The 26,139-nt window shown below is 72.6% G+C and carries 19 protein-coding genes and 2 pseudogenes; 8 read left to right on the top strand and 13 right to left on the bottom strand.

Annotated elements, in window-relative coordinates; translation table 11 throughout:
* The first annotated feature begins 119 nt into the window (after positions 1 to 119).
* Complete coding sequence (gene dxs, locus Scani_RS00705; protein WP_159468942.1) at positions 120 to 2,078, top strand: 1-deoxy-D-xylulose-5-phosphate synthase; 1,959 nt, start codon at positions 120 to 122, stop codon at positions 2,076 to 2,078.
* Between the two features lie 199 nt (positions 2,079 to 2,277).
* Positions 2,278 to 3,807: an amino acid permease gene (locus Scani_RS00700; RefSeq protein ID WP_174872583.1), complete on the top strand. Its 1,530-nt coding sequence runs from the start codon at positions 2,278 to 2,280 to the stop codon at positions 3,805 to 3,807.
* Positions 3,808 to 3,917: 110 nt separating this feature from the next.
* Here the strand turns inward: Scani_RS00700 and Scani_RS00695 are convergent, their stop codons facing one another.
* The gene (locus Scani_RS00695) at positions 3,918 to 4,367 is read right to left on the bottom strand and encodes a hypothetical protein (RefSeq protein WP_159468940.1); all 450 of its coding nucleotides are present in this window, start codon (positions 4,365 to 4,367) and stop codon (positions 3,918 to 3,920) included.
* Positions 4,368 to 4,560: 193 nt separating this feature from the next.
* On the opposite strand from Scani_RS00695, the pseudogene Scani_RS00690 reads away from it, so the two are divergent.
* Together Scani_RS00690 and Scani_RS00685 are read left to right on the top strand one after the other, a co-directional pair.
* Positions 4,561 to 5,819: pseudogene (locus tag Scani_RS00690) on the top strand (sensor histidine kinase).
* Positions 5,804 to 6,451: a response regulator transcription factor gene (locus tag Scani_RS00685; RefSeq protein WP_159468938.1), complete on the top strand. Its 648-nt coding sequence runs from the start codon at positions 5,804 to 5,806 to the stop codon at positions 6,449 to 6,451. Before Scani_RS00690 ends, Scani_RS00685 begins: the two are co-directional and overlap by 16 nt.
* A gap of 11 nt (positions 6,452 to 6,462) precedes the next feature.
* Here Scani_RS00685 and Scani_RS00680 read toward each other — a convergent pair whose 3' ends face one another.
* The 3 genes from Scani_RS00680 to Scani_RS00670 all read right to left on the bottom strand — a co-directional run bounded on the left by Scani_RS00680 (position 6,463) and on the right by Scani_RS00670 (position 10,348).
* The gene (locus tag Scani_RS00680) at positions 6,463 to 6,855 is read right to left on the bottom strand and encodes an NYN domain-containing protein (RefSeq protein ID WP_159468936.1); all 393 of its coding nucleotides are present in this window, start codon (positions 6,853 to 6,855) and stop codon (positions 6,463 to 6,465) included.
* A gap of 137 nt (positions 6,856 to 6,992) precedes the next feature.
* Positions 6,993 to 9,125 (bottom strand): 3-hydroxyacyl-CoA dehydrogenase NAD-binding domain-containing protein, encoded by a 2,133-nt coding sequence (locus Scani_RS00675; RefSeq protein ID WP_159468934.1) that lies wholly within the window; start codon positions 9,123 to 9,125, stop codon positions 6,993 to 6,995.
* Positions 9,122 to 10,348 (bottom strand): thiolase family protein, encoded by a 1,227-nt coding sequence (locus Scani_RS00670; protein WP_159468932.1) that lies wholly within the window; start codon positions 10,346 to 10,348, stop codon positions 9,122 to 9,124. The genes Scani_RS00675 and Scani_RS00670 overlap by 4 nt, the downstream gene beginning before the upstream one ends.
* 248 nt (positions 10,349 to 10,596) lie before the next feature.
* On the opposite strand from Scani_RS00670, the gene Scani_RS00665 reads away from it, so the two are divergent.
* Positions 10,597 to 11,271, top strand: coding sequence for a PepSY domain-containing protein (locus tag Scani_RS00665; RefSeq protein WP_246295392.1), 675 nt, complete (start codon positions 10,597 to 10,599; stop codon positions 11,269 to 11,271).
* Between the two features lie 243 nt (positions 11,272 to 11,514).
* On the opposite strand, the gene Scani_RS00660 is transcribed toward Scani_RS00665, so the two are convergent.
* The 3 genes from Scani_RS00660 to Scani_RS00650 form a co-directional block, all read right to left on the bottom strand.
* Positions 11,515 to 12,789 carry a ribonuclease D gene (locus Scani_RS00660; RefSeq protein ID WP_159468930.1) on the bottom strand — a complete coding sequence of 425 codons (1,275 nt, stop codon included), beginning with the start codon at positions 12,787 to 12,789 and terminating at the stop codon, positions 11,515 to 11,517.
* Positions 12,790 to 12,866: 77 nt separating this feature from the next.
* The gene (locus Scani_RS00655; protein WP_018536954.1) at positions 12,867 to 13,529 is read right to left on the bottom strand and encodes a response regulator transcription factor; all 663 of its coding nucleotides are present in this window, start codon (positions 13,527 to 13,529) and stop codon (positions 12,867 to 12,869) included.
* 339 nt (positions 13,530 to 13,868) lie between these two features.
* A complete protein-coding gene (locus Scani_RS00650) occupies positions 13,869 to 14,525 on the bottom strand; it encodes a DUF3000 domain-containing protein (protein ID WP_159468928.1) in 657 nt (218 codons plus the stop codon).
* Between the two features lie 147 nt (positions 14,526 to 14,672).
* On the opposite strand from Scani_RS00650, the gene hemE reads away from it, so the two are divergent.
* On the top strand, positions 14,673 to 15,740 hold the full coding sequence (gene hemE / locus Scani_RS00645) for a uroporphyrinogen decarboxylase (RefSeq protein ID WP_159468926.1): 1,068 nt from the start codon (positions 14,673 to 14,675) through the stop codon (positions 15,738 to 15,740).
* A gap of 52 nt (positions 15,741 to 15,792) precedes the next feature.
* Here hemE and Scani_RS00640 read toward each other — a convergent pair whose 3' ends face one another.
* Positions 15,793 to 17,190 (bottom strand): FAD-dependent oxidoreductase, encoded by a 1,398-nt coding sequence (locus Scani_RS00640; RefSeq protein WP_159468924.1) that lies wholly within the window; start codon positions 17,188 to 17,190, stop codon positions 15,793 to 15,795.
* Between the two features lie 68 nt (positions 17,191 to 17,258).
* Complete coding sequence (locus Scani_RS00635; RefSeq protein WP_159468921.1) at positions 17,259 to 18,455, bottom strand: thiolase family protein; 1,197 nt, start codon at positions 18,453 to 18,455, stop codon at positions 17,259 to 17,261.
* Positions 18,456 to 18,648: 193 nt separating this feature from the next.
* Here Scani_RS00635 and hemG point away from each other — a divergent pair, with 193 nt between their 5' ends.
* On the top strand, positions 18,649 to 20,112 hold the full coding sequence (gene hemG / locus Scani_RS00630; protein ID WP_159468919.1) for a protoporphyrinogen oxidase: 1,464 nt from the start codon (positions 18,649 to 18,651) through the stop codon (positions 20,110 to 20,112).
* An 11-nt stretch (positions 20,113 to 20,123) separates the two neighbouring features.
* Positions 20,124 to 20,876 (top strand): hydrogen peroxide-dependent heme synthase, encoded by a 753-nt coding sequence (gene hemQ, locus Scani_RS00625; RefSeq protein ID WP_159468917.1) that lies wholly within the window; start codon positions 20,124 to 20,126, stop codon positions 20,874 to 20,876.
* Between the two features lie 100 nt (positions 20,877 to 20,976).
* Here the strand turns inward: hemQ and Scani_RS00620 are convergent, their stop codons facing one another.
* The 4 genes and pseudogenes from Scani_RS00620 to Scani_RS00605 form a co-directional block, all read right to left on the bottom strand.
* On the bottom strand, positions 20,977 to 22,665 hold the full coding sequence (locus Scani_RS00620; RefSeq protein WP_246295390.1) for an alpha/beta hydrolase: 1,689 nt from the start codon (positions 22,663 to 22,665) through the stop codon (positions 20,977 to 20,979).
* Positions 22,666 to 22,749: 84 nt separating this feature from the next.
* Positions 22,750 to 23,526, bottom strand: coding sequence for a TIGR04222 domain-containing membrane protein (locus tag Scani_RS00615; RefSeq protein WP_159468916.1), 777 nt, complete (start codon positions 23,524 to 23,526; stop codon positions 22,750 to 22,752).
* A 77-nt stretch (positions 23,527 to 23,603) separates the two neighbouring features.
* Positions 23,604 to 24,599: a TIGR04222 domain-containing membrane protein gene (locus Scani_RS00610; RefSeq protein WP_159468915.1), complete on the bottom strand. Its 996-nt coding sequence runs from the start codon at positions 24,597 to 24,599 to the stop codon at positions 23,604 to 23,606.
* 5 nt (positions 24,600 to 24,604) lie between these two features.
* Positions 24,605 to 25,997: pseudogene (locus Scani_RS00605) on the bottom strand (MbnB/TglH/ChrH family RiPP precursor modification enzyme).
* Positions 25,998 to 26,139 lie beyond the last annotated feature (142 nt).

The following is a 26,139-nucleotide window of genomic DNA, read 5'->3' as shown; positions in this document are numbered from 1 at the left end:
TTCACCCGAGTGACATACATCGCAAGGCCCGGGCGTCGGCGCGCCGGGCGCGACATTAGACTCATCTGATCGGCAAGCTCGATCCACGGCAGCAAGCAGCAAGCAGCAAGGAGGCAGGGGTGGCGTTGCTTTCCCGCATCAGGGGACCGCGCGATCTGGACCGACTGGGCCCGGAGCAGCTCGAGCAGCTGGCGGGGGAGATCCGTACCTTCCTTGTCGACGCGGTGTCCAAGACCGGCGGACACCTCGGGCCGAACCTCGGCGTGGTCGAACTGACCATCGCCCTGCACCGTGTCTTCGACTCCCCGAAGGACAAGGTGCTCTTCGACACCGGGCACCAGTCCTACGTGCACAAGCTGCTCACCGGCCGTCAGGACTTCTCCAGGCTCAAGGCGAAGGGCGGCCTGTCCGGCTACCCCTCCCGTGCCGAGTCCGAGCACGACGTCATCGAGAACAGCCATGCCTCCACGGTCCTGGGCTGGGCCGAGGGCATCGCCAAGGCCAACGAGGTACGCGGGTCGGACAACCGGGTCGCCGCGGTCATCGGTGACGGCGCGCTGACCGGTGGCATGGCCTGGGAGGCGCTCAACAACATCGCCGCCGCCAAGGACCGCCCGCTCGTCATCGTCGTCAACGACAACGAGCGCTCCTACGCCCCGACCATCGGCGGCCTCGCCAACCACCTGGCGACGCTGCGCACCACGGACGGCTACGAGCGGTTCCTGGCCCGCGGCAAGGACCTGCTGGAGCGCACGCCCGTCGTCGGCAAGCCGCTCTACGAGACCCTGCACGGCGCCAAGAAGGGCCTGAAGGACTTCATCGCCCCGCAGGGCATGTTCGAGGACCTGGGCCTGAAGTACGTCGGCCCGATCGACGGCCATGACATCGAGGCGCTGGAATCCGCCCTGACGCGCGCCAAGCGCTTCGGCGGTCCGGTCATCGTGCACTGCCTCACCGAGAAGGGCCGCGGCTACCAGCCCGCCCTCCAGGACGAGGCGGACCGCTTCCACGCCGTCGGCAAGATCCACCCCGACACCGGTCTGCCCATCTCCTCGGGCGGCAAGGACTGGACGTCCGTCTTCGGCGACGAGATGGTCGAGCTCGGCAAGGAGCGCGAGGACATCGTGGCCATCACGGCGGCCATGCTCCAGCCCGTCGGCCTGGACAAGTTCGCCAAGGCCTTCCCCGACCGCGTCTACGACGTCGGCATCGCCGAGCAGCACGGTGCGGTCTCGGCGGCGGGCATGGCCACCGGCGGTCTGCACCCGGTCTTCGCGGTCTACGCCACCTTCCTCAACCGCGCCTTCGACCAGGTGCTGATGGACGTGGCGCTGCACAAGTGCGGCGTCACCTTCGTGCTGGACCGGGCCGGTGTCACCGGCACCGACGGCGCCTCCCACAACGGCATGTGGGACATGTCGATCCTGCAGGTCGTGCCCGGTCTGCGGATCGCCGCACCGCGCGACGCCGACCAGGTCCGCGCCCAGCTGCGCGAGGCCGTCGAGGTCGATGACGCGCCCACCGTCGTGCGCTACTCCAAGGGCGCGGTCGGCCCGGCCGTCGAGGCCATCGAGCGGGTGGGCGGCATGGACGTGCTGCGCCGGCCGGCCGACTCCGTCAAGCGCCCGGACGTCCTGCTGGTCTCCGTGGGCGCACTCGCCCCGATGTGCCTGGAGATCGCCGACCTCCTCGACAAGCAGGGCATCTCCACCACCGTCGTCGACCCGCGCTGGGTCAAGCCGGTCGACGAGGCGCTGCCGGGCCTCGCCGCGAAGCACCGGGTCGTGGTCACCGTCGAGGACAACATCCGTTCCGGCGGCGTCGGTTCGGCCGTCGCGCAGGCCCTGCGGGACGCCGGTGTCGACCTGCCGCTGCGCGACTTCGGCATCCCCGAGCGGTTCCTCGGCCACGCCTCCCGCAAGGAGGTCATGGCGGAGATCGGGCTCACCGCACCGGACATCGCCCGTCAGGTGACCGGCCTGGTGTCCAAGATCGACGGCCTCTCGCAGTCCCAGCTGCGTTCCGCGCCCGCCGGCAGCAACGGCGTGGCCGAGCGGGCCGAGGCCGCCCGCGACTGATTCCACCGACACCCAGCACGATGGGCCGGCCGGTCATCCGTACGGATGTTCCGCCCGGCCCATCGGCATGGACGCGGCCACACTCCATCGGGTGAATCCCGGCCGTTCGGAGGCCCGCCGAAGCTGACTGTTTCCTGACATTGCGGAGACTCGGTCAGTTCAGGAGAGTTGCGAGGGTCGTCCAGGCGGAGGTTCGCCCATGAGCACACAGCACGGCACACCACACGATTCGCGCCGCAATCGCGGCATGTTCCGGACGAAGACTGTAGAGCAGTCGATCCTGGACACCGAGGAGCCGGAGCACTCGCTCAAAAAGTCCCTGTCGGCGCTCGATCTGACCGTCTTCGGTGTCGGTGTCGTCATCGGCACCGGCATTTTCGTCCTCACCGGCAAAATCGCCAAGGAGCAGGCCGGGCCCGCCGTGGCCCTGTCGTTCGTCGTCGCCGGCGTGGTCTGTGCGCTGGCGGCCCTGTGCTACGCGGAGTTCGCCTCCACCGTGCCGGTCGCCGGCTCGGCCTACACCTTCTCGTACGCCTCGCTCGGCGAACTGCCGGCCTGGATCATCGGCTGGGACCTGATCCTGGAACTCGCCCTGGGCTGTGCGGTGGTCGCCGTCGGCTGGTCCGGTTATGTGCGCTCACTTCTGGACAGCGCCGGGCTGCATCTGCCCCCGGGGCTCTCCGGCACCCATGAGGGGCACTTCGGCTTCGACCTGCTCGCCACCCTCCTCGTGCTGGCGCTGACCGGCATCCTGGTGCTCGGGATGAAACTGTCCTCGCGGGTGACGGCGGTGGTCGTCGCGATCAAGGTCACCGTCGTCCTGCTGGTCATCGTCGCCGGAGCCTTCCTCATCAGCGGCGCCAACTACACCCCGTTCATCCCGCCCAGCAAGCCCAGCGAGGGCGGCGGCGGACTCGCTGCGCCGCTGTCGCAGCTGCTCTTCGGATTCGCCCCGTCCAACTTCGGGACCATGGGCATCTTCGCCGCCGCGGCCGTGGTCTTCTTCGCCTTCATCGGCTTCGACATCGTGGCCACCGCCGCCGAGGAGACCCGCAACCCGCAGCGCGACGTGCCGCGCGGCATCCTCGGCTCGCTGGCCATCTGCACCGTGCTCTATGTGGCCGTCTCGGTCGTCGTCACCGGTATGGAGAAATACAGCAAGCTCTCCACCGACGCCCCGCTCGCCGATGCCTTCAAGGACCTCGGCCACCCCTTCTTCGCCGACACGATCAGCTTCGGTGCCGCCGTCGGCCTGACCTCCGTCTGCATGATCCTGCTGCTCGGCCAGAGCCGGGTCTTCTTCGCGATGAGCCGGGACGGGCTGCTGCCGCGGATCTTCTCCCGGTCCCACCCCCGCTTCGGGACCCCCTACCGCTCCACCCTCGTGCTGGGCGGGGTCGTCGCCGTCGTCTCCGGCTTCACCTCGATCGACGAACTCGCCGAACTGGTCAACATCGGCACCCTCTTCGCGTTCGTCGTGGTCGCCGTCGGTGTCGTGCTGCTCCGTCGCTCCCGGCCCGACCTGCCCCGCTCCTTCCGCACCCCCTGGGTGCCGGTGGTGCCGGCGCTGTCGGTGCTCGCCTCGGTGTGGCTGATGCTCAATCTGCCCGCCGAGACCTGGGTCCGGTTCGCGATCTGGATGATCATCGGGTTCGGCGTCTACTTCCTGTACGGGCGCTCGCACAGCCGCCTGGGCCTCCGCCACCGGCAGGGCGACGGCAAGGACTGAGGCCCGCTCGCACCTTTGCCCCGCTCCTTGCGCCCGGCCCCGGGCAGCCCCGTACGCCGCTCGGTCGCGGAGTGCGGGGCTCTTCCTCGGGCGTGCGGGCACCGAGGAGCTCAGCCCGCCTTGGCCGCCTTGGGGAAGGCGCCGCGCAGGCCGGCTCCGTTGACGACGAAAGCGGCCGCTGCCACGGCGACGGCGCAGAGGGCCTGCACGAGGGCGAACCACGCCGGGCAGACACCGGGGATCATGTCGACGCCGACGATCGCGACCGGCATCACGACCGAGATGATCCGCAGGCGCAGAAACGCCCACCGTGCTCCCCGTGCGGCGAGGACGGTCAGCCAGTAGGTCACCGCGGCGCTCGCGAGCACTCCGGCCGACCGGCCCCACAGGAACGACGTCACCGGGTGTCCGGAGAGCGCGAGGAGGGCGACGGTGAGGAGGACGGCGGCGCTCAGCACACCGTAGGCCGCGACGAGGATCTTGACCGTGCCGAAGGCCCGCCGGATGTGCGGACGGTCGAGGTGGGCGGGCCCGGCCGTGGTGCGGCTGGTGGTCTCCATGGTTCCTTCTTCCCTTGTGCGGCCGGTGCGTTGTCCGGTGTGGTGTCGACGCTAGGAAGCACAGGGGAGGGGCGGTATCGGCCTGGACGTACGGGTGGGTGGGGCCAGACCCACTTCGGGGCCGGTCCGGGGGGGAAACGGGCTCACGGCGGCGCACAGTGGGACCACCGAGCCGGAGGGAAGAGGAAGAATCATGCGACAGCTGAGAGCGTGGGCGGCAAGCGCCTGCGTGGGGTTCGTGCGCGCGTGCGCCGTGGTGGTCGTCAGCATGCTGGTCCCCGCCGTGTGGGCCGGCGCCGTGGCGCTGGGGATCCGGTGGGGTGCGGGAAACCCGTGGTCGTGGGCGGCGCCGTGCGTGCTGGTGTGCGTGGGCACGCTCGCCCTGGCCCGCCCGGTCTGCCGGATGTTCCGCTTCCTCGTCGCGACGTGGACCGCCACCGTCATACCCGCCGGGTACCGGCAGGCCGGTCCGGTGACGCGGATGTCCACCGGCTACTGGTGGAACGGCTTCGGCTACGAACGCACCAGCCGTGACGCCCTCCTGGACCAGAAGTGGCGGCTGCGCCGGCGTGACCCCGCCAACTGGCGCGACCTGCGGTTCACGGCGCTCGCACCGGTCACCGCGGGCGTGGTCGCCGCGCTCCCGCCGGCCGGGGCGGCCGCGGCGGTCCTCGGGCTCGGCCACCCGGGCCTCGCCGCGCGCGGAATCGGGGCGCTCGGCCTGGCCGTGGCCCTCGCCACCGCCCCCTACGCCTGGCGGTGCGCCGAGCCGGTGGCCGTGCGCTTCCTGCGCGCGTCGGCTGCGATGGCGCTGGCGGAACGGGTGGCCGAACTGACCGCCCAGCGCGCCGATACGACGGTCGCGCAGGCCGCCGAGATCCGCCGGATCGAGCGGGACCTGCACGACGGGGCGCAGGCGCGCCTGGTCGGGCTCGGGCTCTCCCTGGCGACCGCGGAGAAGCTGATGGAGAGTGACCCCGACCGGGCCAAGGAGCTGATGCGGGAGGCGCGGGCGGGCGCCGCCACGTCACTGACCGAGCTGCGCGAACTGGTCAGCGGCATCAGCCCGCCGGTACTGAGCGAGCGAGGCCTCGTCGCCGCCGTGCGCGCCTTCGCCCTGGACAGCCCGCTCGAAGTGGCGGTCAGCGCCGACCTCCGGCTCCGCCCGGACCCGCCGATCGAGTCCGCCCTGTACTTCGGGATCGCCGAACTGGTCACCAACGCGGTCAAGCACGCCCGGGCGACCCGGGCGCGGATCTCCGTCGTCCGGACGGTACCGCCCTCGTCGTCGACGTCGAGGACGACGGCCGGGGCGGGGCCGAGGTGCGCCCCGGCGGTGGACTCGCGGGGCTGCGCCGCCGGCTCGCGGTCTTCGACGGAACGCTGGAGATCACCAGCCCGGCCGGCGGTCCCACCCGGGCCAGGATGATGGTGCCATGCGAATCGTCGTAGCCGAAGACCTCTACCTCCTGCGCGACGGGCTGGTCCGCCTCATCGAGGCCTACGGCCACCAGGTGGTGGCGACGGCGACCACCGGACCCGGGACGCTGGAGGCGCTGCTGAAGTGGCGGCCGGATGCCGCGGTCGTCGATGTCCGCATGCCGCCGACGCACTCGGACGAGGGCCTGCGGGCGGCTCTTGCGGCCCGCGGCCAACTGCCCGGCCTGCCCGTCCTGATCCTGTCCCAGCACGTGGAACAGCTCTATGCCCGCGAGCTCCTGGCCGACGGCTCCGGCGGCATCGGCTATGTCCTCAAGGAGAGCGTGTTCGACGCCGATCAGTTCATCGACGCCCTGGAACGCGTCGCCGGGGGCGGGACCGCCATGGACCCGGCCGTCATCGCCAAACTGCTGGCCGGCGGGACCTCCCAACGGCGCCTCGAAGGGCTCACCGAGCGGGAGCACTCCGTGCTCGGCCTCATGGCCGAGGGGCTGTCCAACCAGGCCATCGGCCGGCGTCTCTTCCTCAGCGACAGCGCCATCAGCAAGTACACCACCTCCATGTTCGGCAAGCTCGGCATCACCGACGACGACCACCACAACCGCCGTGTCCTCGCCGTCCTCGCCTACCTGAACAGGCCCTGACGGCTCGGCGGTCAGGCCTCGCCGCGCTCCCGCCCCCACACCGCGCGCGGGCCCGTCACCCGGGCCCCCAGGGCCTGGACACGTGCGCGCAGCTCGCGGTCCGCGGTGACCACCAGACAGTCCCGGTCGCCGCACTCCTCCGCCACCAGTTGCACGATCCGGTCGTCGCCGCTGCCGCTCGCCGGCACCACCCGTACGCCGTCCACGGATTCCACTCCGCGCGCCGCGCCCTCCACCACCAGGACCAGCTCCACAGGGGGCGCGACCAGACCGGGCAGTCCCGTGCCGGCGTACGCGGCCAGGGCGTCGCGCAGCCGCTCCGCCGCGCCGTGCCGGTCCCGCCACCAGCCGTCCGGCACCGAGCCGACGACATTGGCGGCATCGACCACGACCAAGGAATCCATGCCGCCACCTTCCCATGCCGGGCGGGGCCGTCCGTGCCGTGGGGCGGGCCCGGCGGACCGGGCCGGACGTTTCCCGGCACACGACAGCGCGGGCCGGCTCCGCCGAGCCGGCCCGCGCCGTGGTGATCCGTGCGTCCTTACGCGGGGACGCTCGCGATGCCCGGGGCCAGGAACTTCTTGCCCCGCACCCGCTCGGAGACGCCCGCGCGGTCCAGGTACGGCGTGATGCCGCCCAGGTGGAAGGGCCAGCCGGCGCCGGTGATCAGGCACAGGTCGATGTCCTGCGCCTCGGCGACCACGCCCTCGTCCAGCATCAGGCCGATCTCCTGCGCCACGGCGTCCAGGACGCGGTCGCGGACCTGGTCCTCCGTCAGCACCGAGTCGCCCTGCTTGAGGAGCGCCGCGACCTCGGGGTCCAGCTCCGGCTTGCCGGAGTCGTAGACGTAGAAGCCGCGCTTGCCGGCCTCGACGACGGCCTTGAGGTTCGGGGAGACCGTGAAGCGGTCCGGGAACGAGCGGTTGAGCGTCTCGGAGACGTGCAGACCGATCGCCGGGCCGACCAGCTCCAGCAGCACCAGCGGCGACATCGGCAGGCCGAGCGGCTCGATGGCCTTCTCCGCCGTCTCGACCGGGGTGCCCTCGTCGATGACGTTCTGGATCTCGCCCATGAAGCGGGTCAGGATGCGGTTGACCACGAACGCCGGGGCGTCCTTGGTGAGCACCGCGGTCTTCTTCAGCTTCTTGGCGACCGCGAAGGCGGTGGCCAGCGAGGCGTCGTCGGTCTTCTCGCCGCGCACGATCTCCAGCAGCGGGAGGATCGCGACCGGGTTGAAGAAGTGGAAGCCGACGACCCGCTCGGGGTGCTTCAGCTTCGAGGCCATCTCGCTGACCGACAGCGAGGAGGTGTTGGTGGCGAGGATGGCGTGCGCCGGGGCGACGGCCTCCACCTCCGCGAACACCGTCTGCTTGACGCCGATCTCCTCGAAGACCGCCTCGATGATGAAGTCGGCGTCGGAGAAGCCCTCGGCCTTGTCCAGGACACCGGAGACCAGGGCCTTGAGGCGGTTGGCCTTGTCCTGGTTGATGCGGCCCTTGCCGAGCAGCTTGTCGATCTCGGCGTGGACGTAGCCCACACCCTTGTCGACGCGCTCCTGGTCGATGTCGGTCAGCACGACCGGCACCTCCAGACGGCGCAGGAAGAGCAGGGCCAGCTGCGAGGCCATCAGACCGGCGCCGACGACACCGACCTTGCTGACCGGACGGGCCAGGTTCTTGTCCGGCGCACCGGCGGGCCGCTTGGCACGCTTCTGCACCAGGTTGAACGAGTAGATGCCGGCGCGGAGTTCGCCACCCATGATCAGGTCCGCCAGGGCCTGGTCCTCGGCGTCGAAACCGGCCTGCAGGTCGCCGCTCTTGGCGGCGGCGATGATGTCCAGCGCGCGGTAGGCGGCCGGGGCGGCGCCGTGCACCTTGCCGTCGGCGATGAACTTGCCCTTGGCGACGGCCTGGTCCCAGGCCTCACCGCGGTCGATCTCGGGACGCTCGACGGTCACGTCGCCCTTGAGGACGTTCGCGGTCCAGATCAGCGACTGCTCCAGGAAGTCCGCACCCTCGAAGATCGCGTCCGCGATGCCGAGGTCGAAGACCTGCTTGCCCTTGAGCTGCTTGTTCTGGTTGAGCGAGTTCTCGATGATGACCGAGACGGCCTTGTCCGCGCCGATGAGGTTCGGCAGCAGCGCACAGCCGCCCCAGCCCGGGACGAGACCGAGGAAGACCTCGGGCAGCGAGAAGGCCGGGAGGGCCTTGGAGACGGTGCGGTAGGAGCAGTGCAGACCGACCTCGACGCCACCGCCCATCGCGGCACCGTTGTAGTACGCGAAGGTCGGTACGGCGAGCTTCGAGAGCCGCTTGAAGACCTCGTGGCCGCCCTTGCCGATGGCCAGCGCGTCCTCGTGCTGCTTCAGCAGCTCGACGCCCTTGAGGTCGGCGCCCACCGCGAAGATGAACGGCTTGCCGGTGAGGCCGACGCCGACGATGTCGCCGTCCGCGGCCTCCTTCTCGACCTGGTCGATCGCGGCGTTGAGGTTCGCCAGCGAGCCGGGGCCGAAGGTGGTCGGCTTGGTGTGGTCGAAGCCGTTGTCCAGCGTGATCAGGGCGAACTTGCCCGCGCCGTACGGCAGGTCGAGGTGGCGGACGTGCGCCTGGGTGACGACCTCGTCCGGGAACAGCTCGGCCGCACCCTTCAGAAGTTCGGCGGTGGTGGTGCTCACTTGCTGCCTCCGGCGTCCTTGTGGTTCGGGTTCTCCCAGATGACCGTCGCGCCCATGCCGAAGCCGACGCACATGGTGGTCAGGCCGTAGCGGACCTCCGGCTGCTCCTCGAACTGCCGGGCCAGCTGGGTCATCAGCCGGACGCCGGAGGAGGCCAGCGGGTGGCCGAAGGCGATGGCGCCGCCGTACTGGTTGACGCGCGCGTCGTCGTCGGCGATGCCGTAGTGGTCGAGGAAGGCGAGCACCTGCACGGCGAACGCCTCGTTGACCTCGAACAGGTCGATGTCACCGATGCCGAGGCCCGCCTTGGCGAGCGCCTTCTCGGTGGCCGGGATCGGGCCGTAGCCCATGACCTCGGGCTCGACGCCCGCGAAGGCGTAGGAGACCAGACGCATCTTGACCGGGAGGTCGTGCTCCCGGGCGAAGTCCTCGGAGGCGAGGATCGAGGCGGTCGCGCCGTCGTTGAGACCCGCGGCGTTACCGGCCGTGACGCGGCCGTGGGTACGGAACGGCGTCTTGAGACCCGCGAGGTTCTCCAGGGTGGTCCCCGGGCGCATCGGCTCGTCGGCGGTCACCAGGCCCCAGCCGGTCTCGCCGACCTCGGCGTTGGTGTTGCGCACCGAGATCGGGACCAGGTCCTGCTGGATCTTCCCGTTCGCGTACGCCTTCGCCGCCTTCTCCTGCGAGCGCACGGCGTACTCGTCGGCGCGCTGCTTGGTGATGTGCGGGTAGCGGTCGTGGAGGTTCTCCGCCGTCATGCCCATGAACAGGGCCGACTGGTCGACCAGCTTCTCGCTGACGAACCGCGGGTTGGGGTCGACGGCCTCGCCCATGGGGTGGCGCCCCATGTGCTCGACACCGCCGGCGATGACGGCGTCGTACGCACCGAAGGCGATGGAGCCGGCGGTGGCGGTCACGGCGGTCAGCGCACCGGCGCACATGCGGTCGATGGAGTAACCGGGCACCGACTGCGGGAGGCCGGCGAGGATGCCGGCGGTCCGGCCGAGGGTCAGGCCCTGGTCACCGATCTGGGTGGTGGCGGCGATGGCGACCTCGTCGATCTTCGCGGGGTCCAGGGCCGGGTTGCGGCGCAGCAGCTCCCGGATGGCCTTCACGACGAGATCGTCGGCGCGGGTCTCGTGGTAGATGCCCTTCGGGCCCGCCTTGCCGAACGGGGTGCGGACGCCGTCGACGAAGACGACGTCCCTAGCGGTACGAGGCACGTTGGCTCTCCTCCAGGTGCGGGATGGCACTGCTGCGGGGCGCCCCGGGGGACGCTTCACACCCGACATGCTACTTACGGGTAACCAAGCTGCACACCCCCACCGCCCGGAGCGGTGAACGTCACACCGGACAGGAGGGCCTCTGGCGGGGCGAGGACGCGGCAAGCGGCGGAACGGGATGATCAAAAACGACTGAATACGGTCGGGTCTTGGCGCAATTCATCCCATCACACACTTAAAGTGCCCATATGGATACGAACAGGAGTGGTGTCGTGACCCGGTGCGGGCGTCCGGCGGGCCCGCGCGCGATCGGTCTGGTCTGCGCCGTCGCCGCCGCGGGCGCGCTGCTGTCGGGCTGCGGGAACAGCGAGAAGGACAAGGCCCCCGCGCGGCCGGTGCCCGCCTCCGCCCCCGCCTCCCCGAGCACCTCGCTCAACGCGGAGCAGGCGCAGCGCAAGGCCCTGATCCCGAAGGCCAAGGTGGGCTACGAGCAGGCGATGAAGGCGGCGGTCGCGGCCGTCCCCGCCTCGGAGGTGATCGCCGCGGAGCTCAAGGGCTCACCCGCCAGCCCCTACTGGAGCACCGCGGTCGCGACGACCGACGGGACGGTGCACTCCGTCCGCGTCGACGCGGTCTCCGGAAAGGCCGAGCAGCCGCGCAGCGAGTCGGACGACTCCGGCGACAAGCAGCAGCTGGCCGCCCGGCTGTCCAAGGCCAAGGTCACGGCCCAGCAGGCCGCGCAGACGGCCACCGACAAGACCAAGGGCACCGTCACCACCGTCGAACTCGGCGATGCCCAGAACGGGAGCGACGCGGTGGCCTGGACCGTGGGCGTCGTGACCCCCGACAACTGGAACGAGACGACCTACGGGATCGACGCGACCAACCGCAAGGTCCTGTACATGCACGTCAACCAGGACTGAGGGGCGACGCCGGATTCCCGACGGGCTCGGGAATCCGGCCGCCTCTCCCTGGGGCTCCTCTCCCGGAGCACTCCGATGCCTTCCCTCCGACCGGGACACACGGTGTCGGTCCCGCACCGTCCCGGTGCCGCGCCGTGGCGGCGGGAGACGATCCCGCCGCCACGGCGAACGGTGACGCCGGCCACGGCGCACGGAGCGGACGACGGCAGGCGGTGCGGGGTCCGCACCGCCGTGCCGAAGGCGTCAGCCGCCGTCCGTCAGCAGCGCCTCGGTGAGCAGCGGGGCGACCTGCTCGATCTGCCACGGACGGGCGCCATGCCCCGACAGCACCTCGGCGACCGACTCCTGGCTCGGCTCGGCCGGCGGCTCCCAGCACAGCCGGCGCACCGTGTCCGGGGTGATCAGGTTCTCCTGCGGGAGATTGAGGTTCTCGGCGAGCGCGGTGACGGCCGCGCGGGCGGCCGAGAGCCGGGCCGCGGCGACCGGGTCCTTGTCGGCCCAGGAGCGGGGCGGCGGCGGCCCGTTGAGCGGCTGGCCGGGCTGCGGCAGCTCGTTCTCGGCCAGCGCGCGGGCGCGGTCGACGGCGGCCTGCCACTGCTCCAGCTGCCGGCGGCCCATGCGGTGGCCGAAGCCGGGCAGTGCGGCCAGTGCGTGGCTGTTCGGCGGCAGGTTCAGCGCCGCCTCCACGATCGCGGCGTCCCCGAGCACCTTGCCGGGTGAGACGTCGCGCCGCTGGGCCACCTGGTCGCGGGCCGTCCACAGCTCCCGTACGACCGCCATCTGACGGCGTCGGCGGACCTTGTGCATGCCGGAGGTACGGCGCCAGGGGTCCTTGCGGGGCGGCGGCGGGGGAGCGGCGGCGATCGCCGCGAACTCCTGCCGGGCCCACTCCAGCTTCCCCTGCCGTTCCAGTTCCTCCTCCAGCGCGTCGCGCAGATCCACCAGCAGCTCGACATCGAGCGCGGCATAGCGCAGCCAGGGCTCGGGCAGCGGGCGGGTGGACCAGTCGACGGCGGAGTGTCCCTTCTCCAGGGCGAAGCCGAGGACGTTCTCGACCATGGCCCCCAGGCCCACCCGGGCGAAGCCGGCCAGCCGTCCGGCCAGCTCGGTGTCGAACAGCCGGGTGGGGAGCATCCCTATGTCACGCAGGCACGGCAGGTCCTGGGTGGCGGCGTGCAGCACCCACTCGGCGTCGCCGATCGCCTCGCCCAGCGCCGACAGGTCGGGGCAGCCGACCGGGTCGATCAGCACGCTGCCGGCGCCTTCGCGGCGCAGCTGTACGAGGTAGGCGCGCTGGCCGTAGCGGTAGCCCGAGGCCCGCTCGGCGTCGACGGCCACCGGACCCGTGCCCGCCGCGAAGGCGGCCACGACCTCGGCGAGCGCCTCGTCGGTGGCGGTCACCGGGGGGATGCCCTCGCGGGGCTCCAGGAGAGGGACCGGCGCCGGTCGGGAATCCGGAGGCGAGTCTCCGGTCGCTCGCAGTGTCGTGTCTGCTGCGGTCTTTTGGGCGTCGGTCACCAGTCAAGGGTATCTGTGTATGCACGTCGCCCGTCGAGGGAACGTTCCCTCGACGGGCGAGCCGGTCGGATGGACGGTCAGTGAATGATCCCGGTGCGCAGTGCGACCGCCACCATTCCGGCCCGGTCACCGGTGCCGAGCTTGCGGGCGATGCGGGCCAGGTGGCTCTTCACGGTCAGTGCCGACAGCCCCATCGAGACGCCGATGGCCTTGTTGGACTGGCCCTCCGCCACCAGCCGCAACACCTCGACCTCACGGCCCGACAGCTCCCGGTAGCCGCCCGGGTGGCCGGGGGCGCCCGGAGGACGGCGCTGCATACGGGCCGCGTTGGCGCCGATGGGCGAGGTGCCCGGACGGCCCGGAAGGCCCAGGTTGGTACGGGTGCCGGTGACGACATAGCCCTTGACGCCGCCGGCCAGGGCGTTGCGCACGGCGCCGATGTCGTCGGCCGCGGACAGTGCGAGGCCGTTGGGCCAGCCGGCCGCCCGGGTCTCGGACAGGAGCGTGAGGCCGGAGCCGTCGGGAAGGTGGACGTCGGCCACGCAGATGTCGCGCGGGTTGCCGACGCGGGGACGGGCCTCCGCGATGGACGACGCCTCGATCACGTCACGCACTCCGAGGGCCCACAGGTGGCGGGTCACGGTGGAGCGGACGCGAGGGTCGGCCACGACGACCATGGCCGTCGGCTTGTTCGGGCGGTAGGCGACCAGGCTCGAAGGTTGCTCGAGGAGAACAGACACCGGGCCTCCTGGGGGAGTGGCGGGGGACGGAAGCCGGCTGGGGGGAGCCGGAATAATCCGTGTTTGAAGGGTCACTGACCTCTTCGGCAGCAATCCGGCGGGACTTTAGACTTTGATCACGATTTAGTTAGGGGCAATTCGGGCAAATCGGATGCGTGATCGATCAGAGGTGGGCACGCGGTGTGCACCAAGATGATCAAAGCCGTACGCGATGTTGTCCCCACCCCTTGGCGGAGGCGGCGGCGCGGTGATCACGGCGCCGGCCGGGCGCGGACGCACCTCGGGACCGGCTCTGCGCAAAGATGATCACCGCGCCGGGGGAGCGCGGGAAAGTGCAGGTCAGCGGGGCTGTGCACCGCGGCGCTGCGGCAGCGGGACGATCCCGCCGCGCGGTGTCATGTCGACCGTGGCCGGCGGCAGGCCCGCCACCTGGCACAGCAGATCGCACCACGCCGACAGATGCACCGCGAGCTCCGGCACCCCGCCGGGCCCCTCGGCGGGCGTCCAGGACGCCCGGATCTCGATCTGCGTGGCCGGCTCGCGCGCCGCGAGCCCGCCGAAGTAGTGCGAGCCGGCTCGGGTCACCGTCCCGCTCGGTGCGCCGTAGCGCACCCCGCGCGCGTCCAGCGCGCCGGTGAGCCAGGACCACGACACCTCCGGCAGCAGCGGATCGGCGCCCATCTCCGGCTCCAGCTCCGCGCGCGCCAGCGTCACGACGCGGAAGGTGCCCTGCCAGGTGTCGTCCCCGGCCGGGTTGTGCAGCACCACCAGCCGGCCGTCCGCCAGATCCTTGTCCTCGCCGTCCGGACCCGCGCCGCGCTCGACGACCGCCGCCTCCAGCGCGTACGCATAGGGGGCGAGCCGTTTCGGGGCGGGTGTCGGGTCGATCTCGATCTCCGGCCGCAGCCGTGCCGCGCGGAGCGCATCGACCGCCTGACGGAAGGGGATCGGGGCCTCGTCCGCGCTGTCCGCGAGGTGTTCGTGAGCCGCAGCCATGCCCGGAAGATTAGGCGGAACCGGGCCCGCATACGGGGAGGACACCCGGTGCGCGCGTCGCCCATTCGGAGGCGCCCCCGGGCGCATGCGGAGATATCGGCCACCTGGCCCCTTCGGCGGGTCACCCGGCGTGCGAAGATTTGGGGCGTGAGCGCCAACGATTGCCCCACGGGCCAGCAGCAGACCGGTACACACGACTCGGCCTTCCTCAAGGCGTGCCGCCGTGAGCCGGTGCCGCACACCCCGGTGTGGTTCATGCGCCAGGCCGGCCGCTCACTGCCCGAGTACCGCAAGGTCCGCGAGGGCATCGCGATGCTCGACTCGTGCATGCGGCCCGATCTGGTCACCGAGATCACGCTGCAGCCCGTGCGCCGGCACAACGTCGACGCCGCCATCTACTTCAGCGACATCGTCGTCCCCCTCAAGGCCCTCGGTATCGACCTCGACATCAAGCCCGGCGTCGGCCCGGTCGTCGAGAACCCGATCCGCACCCGCGCCGACCTGGCGCAGCTGCGCGACCTGGAGCCCGGCGACGTCTCGTACGTCACCGAGGCCATCGGCATGCTCGTCCGTGAGCTGGGCGGCACGCCCCTGATCGGCTTCGCCGGGGCGCCCTTCACGCTCGCCAGCTACCTCGTCGAGGGCGGCCCCTCGCGCAACCACGAGCGCACCAAGGCCCTCATGTACGGCGACCCGCAGCTGTGGGCCGACCTGCTGGACCGGCTCGCCGACATCACCGCGGCCTTCCTCAAGGTGCAGATCGCGGCCGGGGCGAGCGCCGTCCAGCTCTTCGACTCGTGGGTCGGCGCGCTCTCGCCGGCCGACTACCGCCGCTCCGTGATGCCCGCCTCCGCCAAGGTCTTCCGGGCGGTCGAGGGCCTCGGCGTGCCGCGTATCCACTTCGGCGTCGGCACCGGCGAACTCCTCGGCCTGATGGGCGAGGCGGGCGCGGACGTCGTCGGCGTCGACTGGCGCGTCCCCATGGACGAGGCGGCCCGCCGCGTCGGCCCCGGCAAGGCGCTGCAGGGCAACATCGACCCGGCCGTGCTCTTCGCGCCCCGCGAGGCCGTCGAGAACAAGGCCCGCGAGGTCCTCGACGCCGCCGCCGGACTGGAGGGCCACATCTTCAACCTCGGCCACGGCGTGCTGCCGTCCACCGACCCGGACGCGCTGACCCGCCTCGTCGACTACGTCCACACGCAGACGGCGCGCTGAGCGCGTCGCCCGGCGCGACGGCGCAACCGGGGCCAGCGGCCTGCCCGCGTGGTCAGGCCCCGGCGTCCCGTACCGCGGCAGCGGCCTTGCGGGCCGCTACCAGGACGGGGTCCCAGACCGGGGAGAACGGCGGGGCGTAGCCGAGGTCCAGCGCGGTCATCTGCTCCACCGTCATCCCGGCGGTCAGCGCGACCGCTGCGATGTCCACCCGCTTGCCGGCGCCCTCGCGGCCGACGATCTGCACCCCCAGGAGCCGGCCCGTACGGCGCTCGGCGAGCATCTTGACGTGCATCGGGCGGGCGCCGGGGTAGTAGCCGGCGCGGTTGGTGGCCTCGACGGTCACCGTGACGAAGCGCAGGCCGGCGGCGAGCGCCTCGCGCTCCAGCAGCCCCGTCCGGGCGATCTCCAGGTCGCAGACCTTGCTGACGGCCGTGCCGACGACACCGGGGAAGGTCGCATAGCTGCCGCCCACATTGGCGCCGATGACCTGCCCGTGCTTGTTGGCGTGGGTGCCCAGCGCGATATGGCGCAGCTGCCCGGAGACCAGGTCCAGCACCTCCACGCAGTCGCCGCCCGCCCAGATGTGGTCGTGGCCGCGGACCCGCATCGCGAGGTCGGTGAGCAGTCCGCCGGAGGCGCCCAGCGGCAGTCCGGCCGCGGCGGCGAGCGTGGTCTCGGGGCGTACGCCCAGACCCAGCACCACCACGTCCGCCGGGTACTCCGCGTCCTCGGTGGTGACCGCGCGGGCCCGCCCGCCCCCGGACGTCCCCTCGTTGTCGGTCAGCACACCGGTGACGGTGGCGCCGCGCACCGTCTCGATGCCCATCGCGCACATCGCCTCATGGACGAGCGCGCCCATGTCGGGGTCGAGGGTGGACATCGGCTGCGCGCTCTGCTCCAGGACGGTGACCTCGTAGCCGCGGCGGATCAGTGCCTCGGCCATCTCCACACCGATGTAGCCGGCGCCCACGATGACCGCCCGTCGGCCCGGGGAGGCGTCGAGGGTGTCCAGCAGGGCCTGGCCGTCGTCCAGGGTCTGCACGCCGTGCACGCCGGGCGCGTCGATCCCCGGCAGATCGGGCCGGCGCGGGCGGGCGCCGGTCGCCAGCACCAGCTTGTCGAAGCCGGTCCAGGACTCCCGGCCGCCGTTGTCCAGCTCCCGGGTACGCACCCGGCCCCGGTCCAGGTCGAGTTCGGTGACCTCGCAGCGCAGCCGCAGATCGATGTCCCGGGCGCGGTGCTCCTGCGCCGTCCGGGCGATCAGCCCGTCCGGGCCGTCGACCTCGCCGCCCACCCAGTACGGGATGCCGCAGGCGGAGTACGAGGTGTAGTGGCCGCGCTCGAACGCGGTGATCGCCAGCTCGTCCGGCTTCTTCAGCCGGCGGGCCTGCGAGGCGGCGGCCATCCCCGTCGCATCGCCCCCGACGACCACCAGCTGCTCCGTCGCCATGCCGTGTGCTCCTTCGTCGTGTGCGGGCGAACGCCGCGTGCGTCGTGTGCGGGAGAGCGCCGCGCCCCTCAGCGTTCCAGGACCAGCGCGAGCCCCTGGCCCACGCCGATGCACAGCGCGGCGAGCCCCGTGCCCGAGCCCAGTGCGGCGAGCTGGTGGGCCACCGCCCCCGCGAGCCGCGCACCGGAGGCGCCCAGCGGGTGGCCGATGGCGATGGCGCCGCCGCGCGGATTCACCACGGCCGGGTCCAGCTCCGGCCACTGCCCGAGGCAGCCCAGCGCCTGTGCCGCGAACGCCTCGTTGAGCTCGAACGTCGCCACCTCGCCGAAGCCGCGCCCGGCCCGCTCCAGCGCGCGCCGTACCGCCTCCACCGGGCCCAGGCCGAACAGCTGCGGCTCGATGCCGGTCACCGCGCTGGCACGGATACGGGCCAGCGGTTCGCGTCCGGTGGCCCGCAGGCCCTCCTCGTCCACCAGCAGCAGCGCCGCCGCACCGTCGTTGAGCGGGGAGGAGTTCCCGGCGGTGACCGTGCCTCCGGCCGTACGGAACACCGGCTTCAGCTTGGACAGCGACTCCAGGGACGACGCCTCCCGGATCGTCTCGTCGCGCAGCAGCTCCACCTCCGGCAGCGGCACCACCTCCCCGTCGTAGGCGCCCTCCCGCCAGGCCCGCACCGCCTTCTGATGGCTGGCCAGCGCGAAGACGTCCTGCTGCTCACGGGTGATGCCGTGCTGGTCGGCGATCAGCTCGGCGCCCTCGCCGAGCGCCACCGTCCACTCGGGGGCCATCCGCGGATTGACCATCCGCCAGCCCAGCGTCGAGGAGAACATCTCCTGGTGGCCCGCGGGGAAGGCGCGTTCGGGCTTGCGCAGCACATACGGCGCACGGCTCATCGACTCCACTCCGCCCGCCACCGCGATATGCGCATCGCCGTGCGCGATGGCGCGGGCCGCCTGGATGACCGCCTCCAGACCGGACCCGCACAGCCGGTTCACGGTCACGCCGGGAACGGTCACCGGCAGCCCGGCCAGCAGCACCGCCATCCGCGCCACATTGCGGTTGTCCTCGCCGGCGCCGTTCGCATCGCCGAAACAGACGTCGTCGATCCGCGCCGGGTCGAGATCCGGGGTGCGGTCCACCAGGGCCCTGACCACATGGGCGGCGAGATCGTCCGGCCGGACCGCGGCCAGCGCGCCGCCGTACTTGCCGACGGGGGTCCGCACCGCATCGACGATGTACACATCCCGTACGCGTGGGTCGGTCATCAGGCCCTGTCCTCGCTGTCCCGGCTCGACGGTCGGCGGACGGTACGAAGATCGCCACCCGCCGCCCATGAGTCTTTGCCCGCCGCTGCCCGCTGTCAACGGGGCTCCCGGACACCGTGCCCGCCCGCTACGGCCGCGGTGGGAGCCATGATCCGGTCCCGGTGGCGCCGGTGCGCTCTGAGAGAGTGGGGGCATGAGCGCAGCGCACTCCCGTACGGGCCGCGGGCCCGGCAGCACCGGTCATGTGGTCGTCATCGGCGGAGGCATCTCCGGACTCGCGGCGGCGCACCGTCTGCTCGAAGGCGGGGCCCGGGTGACCGTGCTGGAGGCGACGGACCGGCTCGGCGGCAAGCTGCGCACGGGCGAGATCGCGGGTGTACCCGTCGACCTGGGCGCCGAATCGATGCTGGCCAGGCGGCCGGAGGCGGTGGATCTCGCGCGCGCCGTCGGGATCGGCGACCGGCTGCAGCCGCCCACCACGGCAGGCGCGTCCCTGTGGACGCGCGGCGCGCTGCGTCCGATGCCCAAGGGGCATGTCATGGGCGTCCCCGGGGACCTCGGCCCGCTCGCCGCCTCCGGCGTGCTCTCCCCGGAGGGCCTGGCCCGGATCGACGAGGACGCCCGGCTCCCGCGCACCGAGGTCGGCGAGGACGTCGCCGTCGGCGACTATGTCGCCCGGCGCCTGGGCCGCGAGGTCGTCGACCGGCTCGTGGAGCCCCTCCTCGGCGGGGTGTACGCGGGCGACGCGTACCGGATCTCGATGCGCGCCGCCGTCCCCCCGCTGTTCGAGGCCGCGCGGTCGCACCGTTCCCTGCTCGACGGGGTACGGGGCATCCAGGCGCGGTCCGCCGCGACCGTCCACCAGGCCGGGGCCGCCGCGACGGGCCCCGTCTTCATGGGCATCGAGGGCGGCATCGGGACGCTGCCGGGCGCGGTGGCCGACGCCGTACGCGCCAAGGGCGGCGAGATCCGTACGGGGACGCCGGTCACCGGGGTGCGGCGCACCCCCGACGGCTGGCTGCTCGACCTCGACGGCGCCCCGCTCACCGCCGACGCCCTCGTCCTCGCCACCCCCGCGCAGGCCACGGCCCGCCTCCTCGCCCCCGTCTGCCGGCCCGCCGCCGCCGAGCTGGACTCCGTCGCGTACGCCTCGATGGCCCTGGTGACCATGGCCTTCCGCCGCGCCGACGTCGAAGGGCGGCTGACCGGCAGCGGCTTCCTCGTACCGCCCGTGGACGGCCGCAAGATCAAGGCGTCCACCTTCTCCGGCAACAAGTGGGGCTGGGTCGGCCGGTCCGACCCCGACCTCTTCGTGCTGCGCACCTCCCTCGGCCGCTTCGGCGACGAGGAGGACCTGACGCGCGAGGACGGCGAACTGGTCGGCTTCTCGCGGGCGGATCTGCGCGAGGCGGTCGGGCTGACCGCCGCGCCGGTCGCCTCGCGGGTCACCCGCTGGGACGGCGGGCTGCCCCAGTACCCCGTCGGCCACCTGGAGCGGGTGGCCCGCATCCGGGACGCCGTGGCCCAGTTGCCGGGCCTGCGGGTGTGCGGTGCGCTCTACGGGGGCGTCGGTATCCCGGCCTGTATCGCCTCGGGCCGTACGGCCGCCGACGACATCCTCGCCACCCTGCGCCCGGACCCGGTGCCCGGCGAGTGAGAATGGACGGCATGACAGACGCTTCCACTCCCGCTTCCGCGCCGCAGGTCCCCGCGGCGCCCGAGAAGGTTCCGCACGCCGGCAAGAAGGCCAAGGACCTCAACGAGATCATCCGCTACACCCTCTGGTCGGTGTTCAAGCTGCGCGAGGTCCTCCCGGAGGACCGCAGCGGCTACGCCGAGGAGGTCGAGGAGCTGTTCGCGCAGCTCGCGGCCAAGGACGTGGTGGTGCGCGGCACCTACGACGTGTCCGGCCTGCGCGCCGACGCCGACGTGATGATCTGGTGGCACTCGGAGAGCTCGGACGCCCTGCAGGAGGCGTACAACCTCTTCCGCCGTACGCGTCTGGGCCGCGTGCTGGACCCGGTGTGGTCGAACATGGCGCTGCACCGCCCCGCCGAGTTCAACAAGTCGCACATCCCGGCCTTCCTCGCCGACGAGCAGCCGCGCGCCTATGTGAGCGTCTACCCCTTCGTGCGCTCCTACGAGTGGTACCTCCTGCCCGATGAGGACCGCCGCCGGATGCTGGCCGACCACGGCAAGATGGCCCGTGGCTTCCCGGACGTGCGCGCCAACACCGTGCCGTCGTTCTCGCTCGGCGACTACGAGTGGGTGCTCGCGTTCGAGGCCGACGACCTCTACCGCATCGTCGACCTGATGCGTCACCTGCGCGGCTCCGAGGCGCGGATGCACGTCCGTGAGGAGATCCCGTTCTACACCGGGCGCCGTAAGCCGGTCTCCGAGCTGGTCGCGGGCCTGGCGTAACCCGCACGGTCGGTGCGTCGGCCGGAGGTCCCGGGCGACGCGGCCGCACACAGCGACACGGGCCGCCCCCTCGGGGACGGCCCGTGTCGCATGCGGTCCGCTACTTGCCAGGCAGGGCGTGCTGCGCCCGGGCCAGCTGCTGGCCGGGGACCGGCTCCGGGCGCGGTGCACAGTACACCTTGTGCGCCGGGATCTTCCCGTGCAGCAGATAGGCCTCGACGTACCGGTTCACACAGGCGTTGTCCCCGAACGCGATGCCGTGGGTGCCGGCCCCGTTCTCGGTGACCAGCGAGGAGCCGGGCAGCCGCCGCTGCAGCTCCAGCGCGCCCCGGTAGGGCGTCGCCGCGTCCCGCTCGGCCGCCAGCAGCAGCACCGGCGGCAGCGCGCCGGGCTCCGTGCGGACGTCGAGCGGACCGCGCCGCCCGTGGAGCGCCTCGTCGAAATGGACCGAGGCCGCATGACCCGCGGCGTCGGCCAGGGACCCGCCGGCGCCGTGCCGCTCCGCCCGGTGCGCGGCGTCGGCCAGCTCGGCCTCCGCCCACTGCGACCGGTCGGGCCAGAAGGCGCAGGGCAGGTTCATCCAGGCGTTGTCCCAGGTCTCGAACGGCGCGGTCCGGGCGATCTCGGTGTTGTCGCGGTCCCAGGTCCGCCAGTCGTGCGGCCAGCGCGCGTCGTTGCACTCCACGGCGGTGTAGACGGCGTTGCCGTTCTCCTCCTCCTTGGAGCCGCCGGACCGCGGCAGGGCTTGGGCGATCAGCGGCTTGGGGTTGCCGTGCAGATACCCCGAGAGCGCCTCGGCGCGCATCGGCCAGAAGGCGTCGTTGTAGCCGGTCTTGAGGAACGCCGACTGCAGCTGGCCGGCGCCGATCCTCCCCTCCAGCGGATGCCGGCGCAGCTTGTTCGCCGCCGCGTCGTAGGCGTGCTGCACCGCCCTCGTGGTCGTGCCGAGGTGGTAGCGGTCGTGGTGCCTGGCGGTCCAGCGCAGCCAGTCGCTCCAGCGGCGCTGGAAGGCGACGTCCTGATCGAGGTTGTTGCGGTACCAGATCTTGTGGGGCGCGGGATTGACCACACTGTCGAAGAGCATCCGCCGGACGTGGCCGGGGAAGAGCGTCGCGTAGACCGCCGCGAAGTACGTCCCGTACGAGGCGCCCATGAAGTTCAGCCGCCGCTCGCCGAGCGCGGCCCGCAGCATGTCCAGGTCGCGGGCGTTGTTGACGGAGTTGTAGTACGGCAGGTCCGCACCGGCCCGGCGGACGCAGCCGCGGGCGTACGCCCTGGCCTGGGCCAGCTTCCGGCGTTTGAAGGCCGCGTCGGGGTGCGGACGGCTGTCGGTGGGCGCCTGGGCGAACTCCTTGGGGTCCTGGCACGACAGCGGCGCCGAGCGGCCCACCCCACGCGGCGCATAGCCCACGAAGTCGTAGACGCGGGCCAGCTTGTTCCACTTGGGGAGCCCGCCGTAGAGCGGGAACTCCATGCTGGACGCGCCCGGGCCGCCGGGGTTGAAGACCAGGGAGCCCTGCCGTTCGCGGCGTGCGGTGGCCCGGACCCGGCTGACGGTGAGGTGGATCTTCTTGCCGTCGGGGCGCGCGTAGTCGAGGGGAACGGTGAGGGTGCCGCACTCGACGGACGACGGCAGATGCTCCACCGCTGCGCAGCGGCCGAAGCCGATGCGGTGCGCCACGGGGGCGGGTGGCGTGGCGGCTGCCCCCGTGGCGCCGCCTGCCGGGGCAGTGGCGAGGGCGGTCACCAACAGCGACCCGATGGTGCCGTACAACGCAAGTGCTCTCACTGGCCGTCCCTTCGTGTGTGCATACAAAAGGGATAGTTGGGGCGCCGATTGTCGATGTAAAGCACCTGGCACCGGTGTCGGAGGCTATGCCCCGGAAGAGTGGAGCGCGGCGCGCAAGGTGGGGTCGGTGAGGGCATTGGGGCCGCAGAGGGCGAACGAGGTGAGAGAGGGAAGAGGGGCGGGGGAGCCGGAAGGACGGGGCAGTTGCTGCCCGCCGGCATCGGTGGCCCAGTCGCTGTACGGGTGGAGCTCGAAGCGGGCCACCGCCCAGCTGCCGAGGGTGACGATCAGCGGGAGCGCGAACCAGCCCAGGAGCAGCCCTTGGTCCGCTTCGGCCGGTGCCATCCAGGCGGCAGCGGCGGCGCACAGCAGCACCAGGACGGCGGCGCCCTTCACCAGGCGGACGCCGGTGGCGATGCCCGGGCGGACCGCGACGGGCAGCGCCAGCCCGTCGGACACCAGCCGGTCGGCCACCTCCCGCACCGCGACATCGCCGACGAGGGACTCCCGTATCCGCGGTATGCGGCACTGTCCTCCGGGACCGATGGCGGTCAGGGTGGCGCGCTCGACGGCGTCGTTGCCGACCGGGTCGACGACGGTGGCCCACCCGGTGTCGGTGAGCAGCAGCCGCCGTTGCTGGGCCATCAGCACCAGGACGAGGTCGGCGAGCCGGTGCGGGCCGCCGGAGAGATAGGCCACCTCATAGAGCGTCAGCCCGGCACGGTCGCCCTCGGCGGAGGGGCCCGGGACGGCCCCGGGCGCCGGGCGGGTGGTGCGCGCGGCGGCGACCGCGGCACGGCACAGCAGCGCACAGGACAGGGCCGCCGCCGCCACGGCGAGGAGGAAGAAGAAGAGCCACATAGCCGAGGTTCTACGGGATGAGTACAAATACCGCCACAAAATTTCTCACCATACGGGCGGCGGCACGCGCCGGGGCCTCAGCTCCCGCCGCAGCCGCCGCCCCCGCAGCCCGACCCGCCGCCACAACTCGATCCGCCCCCGCACGACGAGCCGCCGCCGCAGGACGAACCGCTGCTGCCGCAGCCCGACCCGGAACCGCCGTCGGAGGAGCCGCACCAGGAGCCGCCGTCGCTCCCCGAGTCGCCCCCGCCGTCGACGGCCGACGAGCCGCCGGACGACCCGGAGCCGCCGCCCGACGCGGCGGCCGTGGCCCGCTGCGCCTCCTCGAACTGCTGCCGCAGCAGTTCGTCCGCGACCAGCGCCGTACCGCCGAGCGCCACCACCAGCGCGGCGGGCTGCCAGGCCCCGCCGCCCACGCCACCGCCCCCTCGGGGGACGGCCACCCTCGCCGAGCGCAGGGCGGAGGCCCCCGCCCTGGTGATCCGGCGGGTGAACGCCTTCTTGCACAGCGACGCGACGGCCAGACCACCGATCAGCGCGGGCAGCGTCCGCACGACCGGCGGCGGGCCGTCCGTCCCGCTCCCGGCGAAGGAGAGCACCACCGCGACGAAGAAGACGACCCCACAGGCCGTCATCTGAGCGCTCGCCAGCCGCCGCCAGCCCCGGCCGAGCTCCGGGCGGCGCAGCAGCCCGCGGGCCGCCAGCCGGTCGCCGACCCCTTGGACCGCCGGGCTGCGCATGGCCGTGGCGCGCAGCGCCGCCAGTGCACCGCCGGGCGTCCGGGCGACCGCGTCCAGTACGGCGGCCTCGACCGCGTCACGGGCGAAGGCCTGGCGGACGGTCACCACTCCCGGACCGCCCACGGCCAGCCGGCCGTCCTCGTGCATCCCGGCGATCGCGGCGTCCGCCACCCGCCCGGGGCCGCCGGCCAGGAACGCCGTCTCCCACACGTCGTGGGACAGGGCGTCCCGCCGCCGGACGGACGGCGTCCGCAGACGCACCAGGACCGTGCCGAAGAGGAGGACCAGCGACGAGAGCGCGAGGCCCAGGTAGATCCATGCGGGGAAGGACATCGTGGTCACCCTCTGCCCAGGACGCGCCGCACGGCGCGCGCCAGCCGGGCCAGGGGCCGGGCGGACGGCGGCTTCGGGCCCGCGCGGTCCCGCCACCAGCGCGTCAACTGCTCGCGCGCGGCCGGGTCCTGAGGGCGGCCCTGGGCCAGCAGATGCGCCGCGAAGTCCAGGGCGTCCTGGCGGTAGCCGCCGCTCATGGGCCGGTGCCGCGCATAGCCGAGGAACGCGGCCCGGTAGTCCGCGCCGAGGATCTCCGGCAGCTCCGGCGCGACCTTGGCGACGACGTCGGCCCGCTTGGCGGTCAGCGCCCGGCTCTGCACCCGCAGCCGTACGCGGTCGAAGCCCTCGGGCGGCGGCGTCCCGGCGACCAGCGCGGACAGCAGCGCGGTCTGCGCCAGCGCCAGCCGCTGCCGCGCCGCGTCGGTGCCCGTGCCCGGGCCCGTGCTGCTGTCCCCGTCCCCGTTGCCGCCTGCGCCGCCGGTCGTTCCCGGGACGCCCGGCGCGGTGTCGTCGTCCGGCGCGGTGCGGGGGTCCGGCGCGGTCCCCGCCGTCGGCTCAAGCCGCCTGGGCATGGCGGGCCTCCTTCAGCACGGTGCGTATCGCATCGAGTTCACCGGCCAGCTCCGCGCCCTCGGGGAAGTCCTCGTCGCGCTCCAGCAGCACACCGGGCGGTTCGGTCCGGGCACACAGTTCGGCCAGGACGTCCAGCACGGGCCGGGTCACCGGGTGGGCATGGCTGTCGTGCCACACCCCGTCCCGCTCCACACCGCCCGCGACATGGACGTACGCCAGGGCGTCGAGCGGCAGCCCGTCGAGAGCGACCGCCGGGTCCTCGCCCCGGTTGATGTGGTTCGTATGGAGGTTGGCGACGTCGATCAGCAGCCGGACCCCGGTCCGCTCGACGAGTTCGGTCAGGAACTGCCCCTCGGTCAGCTCCTCGCCCGGCCAGTTGATGAGGGCGGCGATGTTCTCCAGCGCCAGCGGCACCGGCAGGGCCTCCTGGGCGATGCGTACGTTCTCGCACAGCACGTCCAGCGCGTCACGGGTGCGCGGCACGGGCAGCAGATGCCCGGCCTCCATGCGCGGGGAGGCGGTGAGCGGACCGCCGGCCCGGACGAACGCGATGTGCTCGGTGACCAGCGGTGCGGCCAGCGCCTCGACGCGTTCGGCGAGTGCGGTCAGCCGGCCGGCGTCCGGACGCTCGGCGCCGCCGAGGCCGAGCGAGACCCCGTGCGGGACGACGGTGATGCCGCGCTCGCGCAACTCCTGCAGGGCGTACGGCAGATGGCCGGGGCAGAGGTTCTCCGCCACCACCTCCACCCAGTCCACCCCGGGCAGCTCCGCGATCTCCGCGGCGATTTCCGGCCGCCAGCCGATCCCCGTACCCAGGCGTTCCATGGCTCCCCCTCTTGCTCCGTGGTGTGGGTAGTCATGGCCCGGGCGCGGCACACCGAACCCCGCAGCGGACGAGTTCAGAGGTTGATTTGAGCTTCCTCCATGACACCACAGGGCCGCCCGGCGCCTCGGCGCGGGCGGGGCA

Origin of the sequence: Streptomyces caniferus (genome assembly GCF_009811555.1) — a bacterium.
Lineage (GTDB): Bacteria > Actinomycetota > Actinomycetes > Streptomycetales > Streptomycetaceae > Streptomyces > Streptomyces caniferus.
This window is presented reverse-complemented; position numbering and strand designations above follow the sequence as displayed.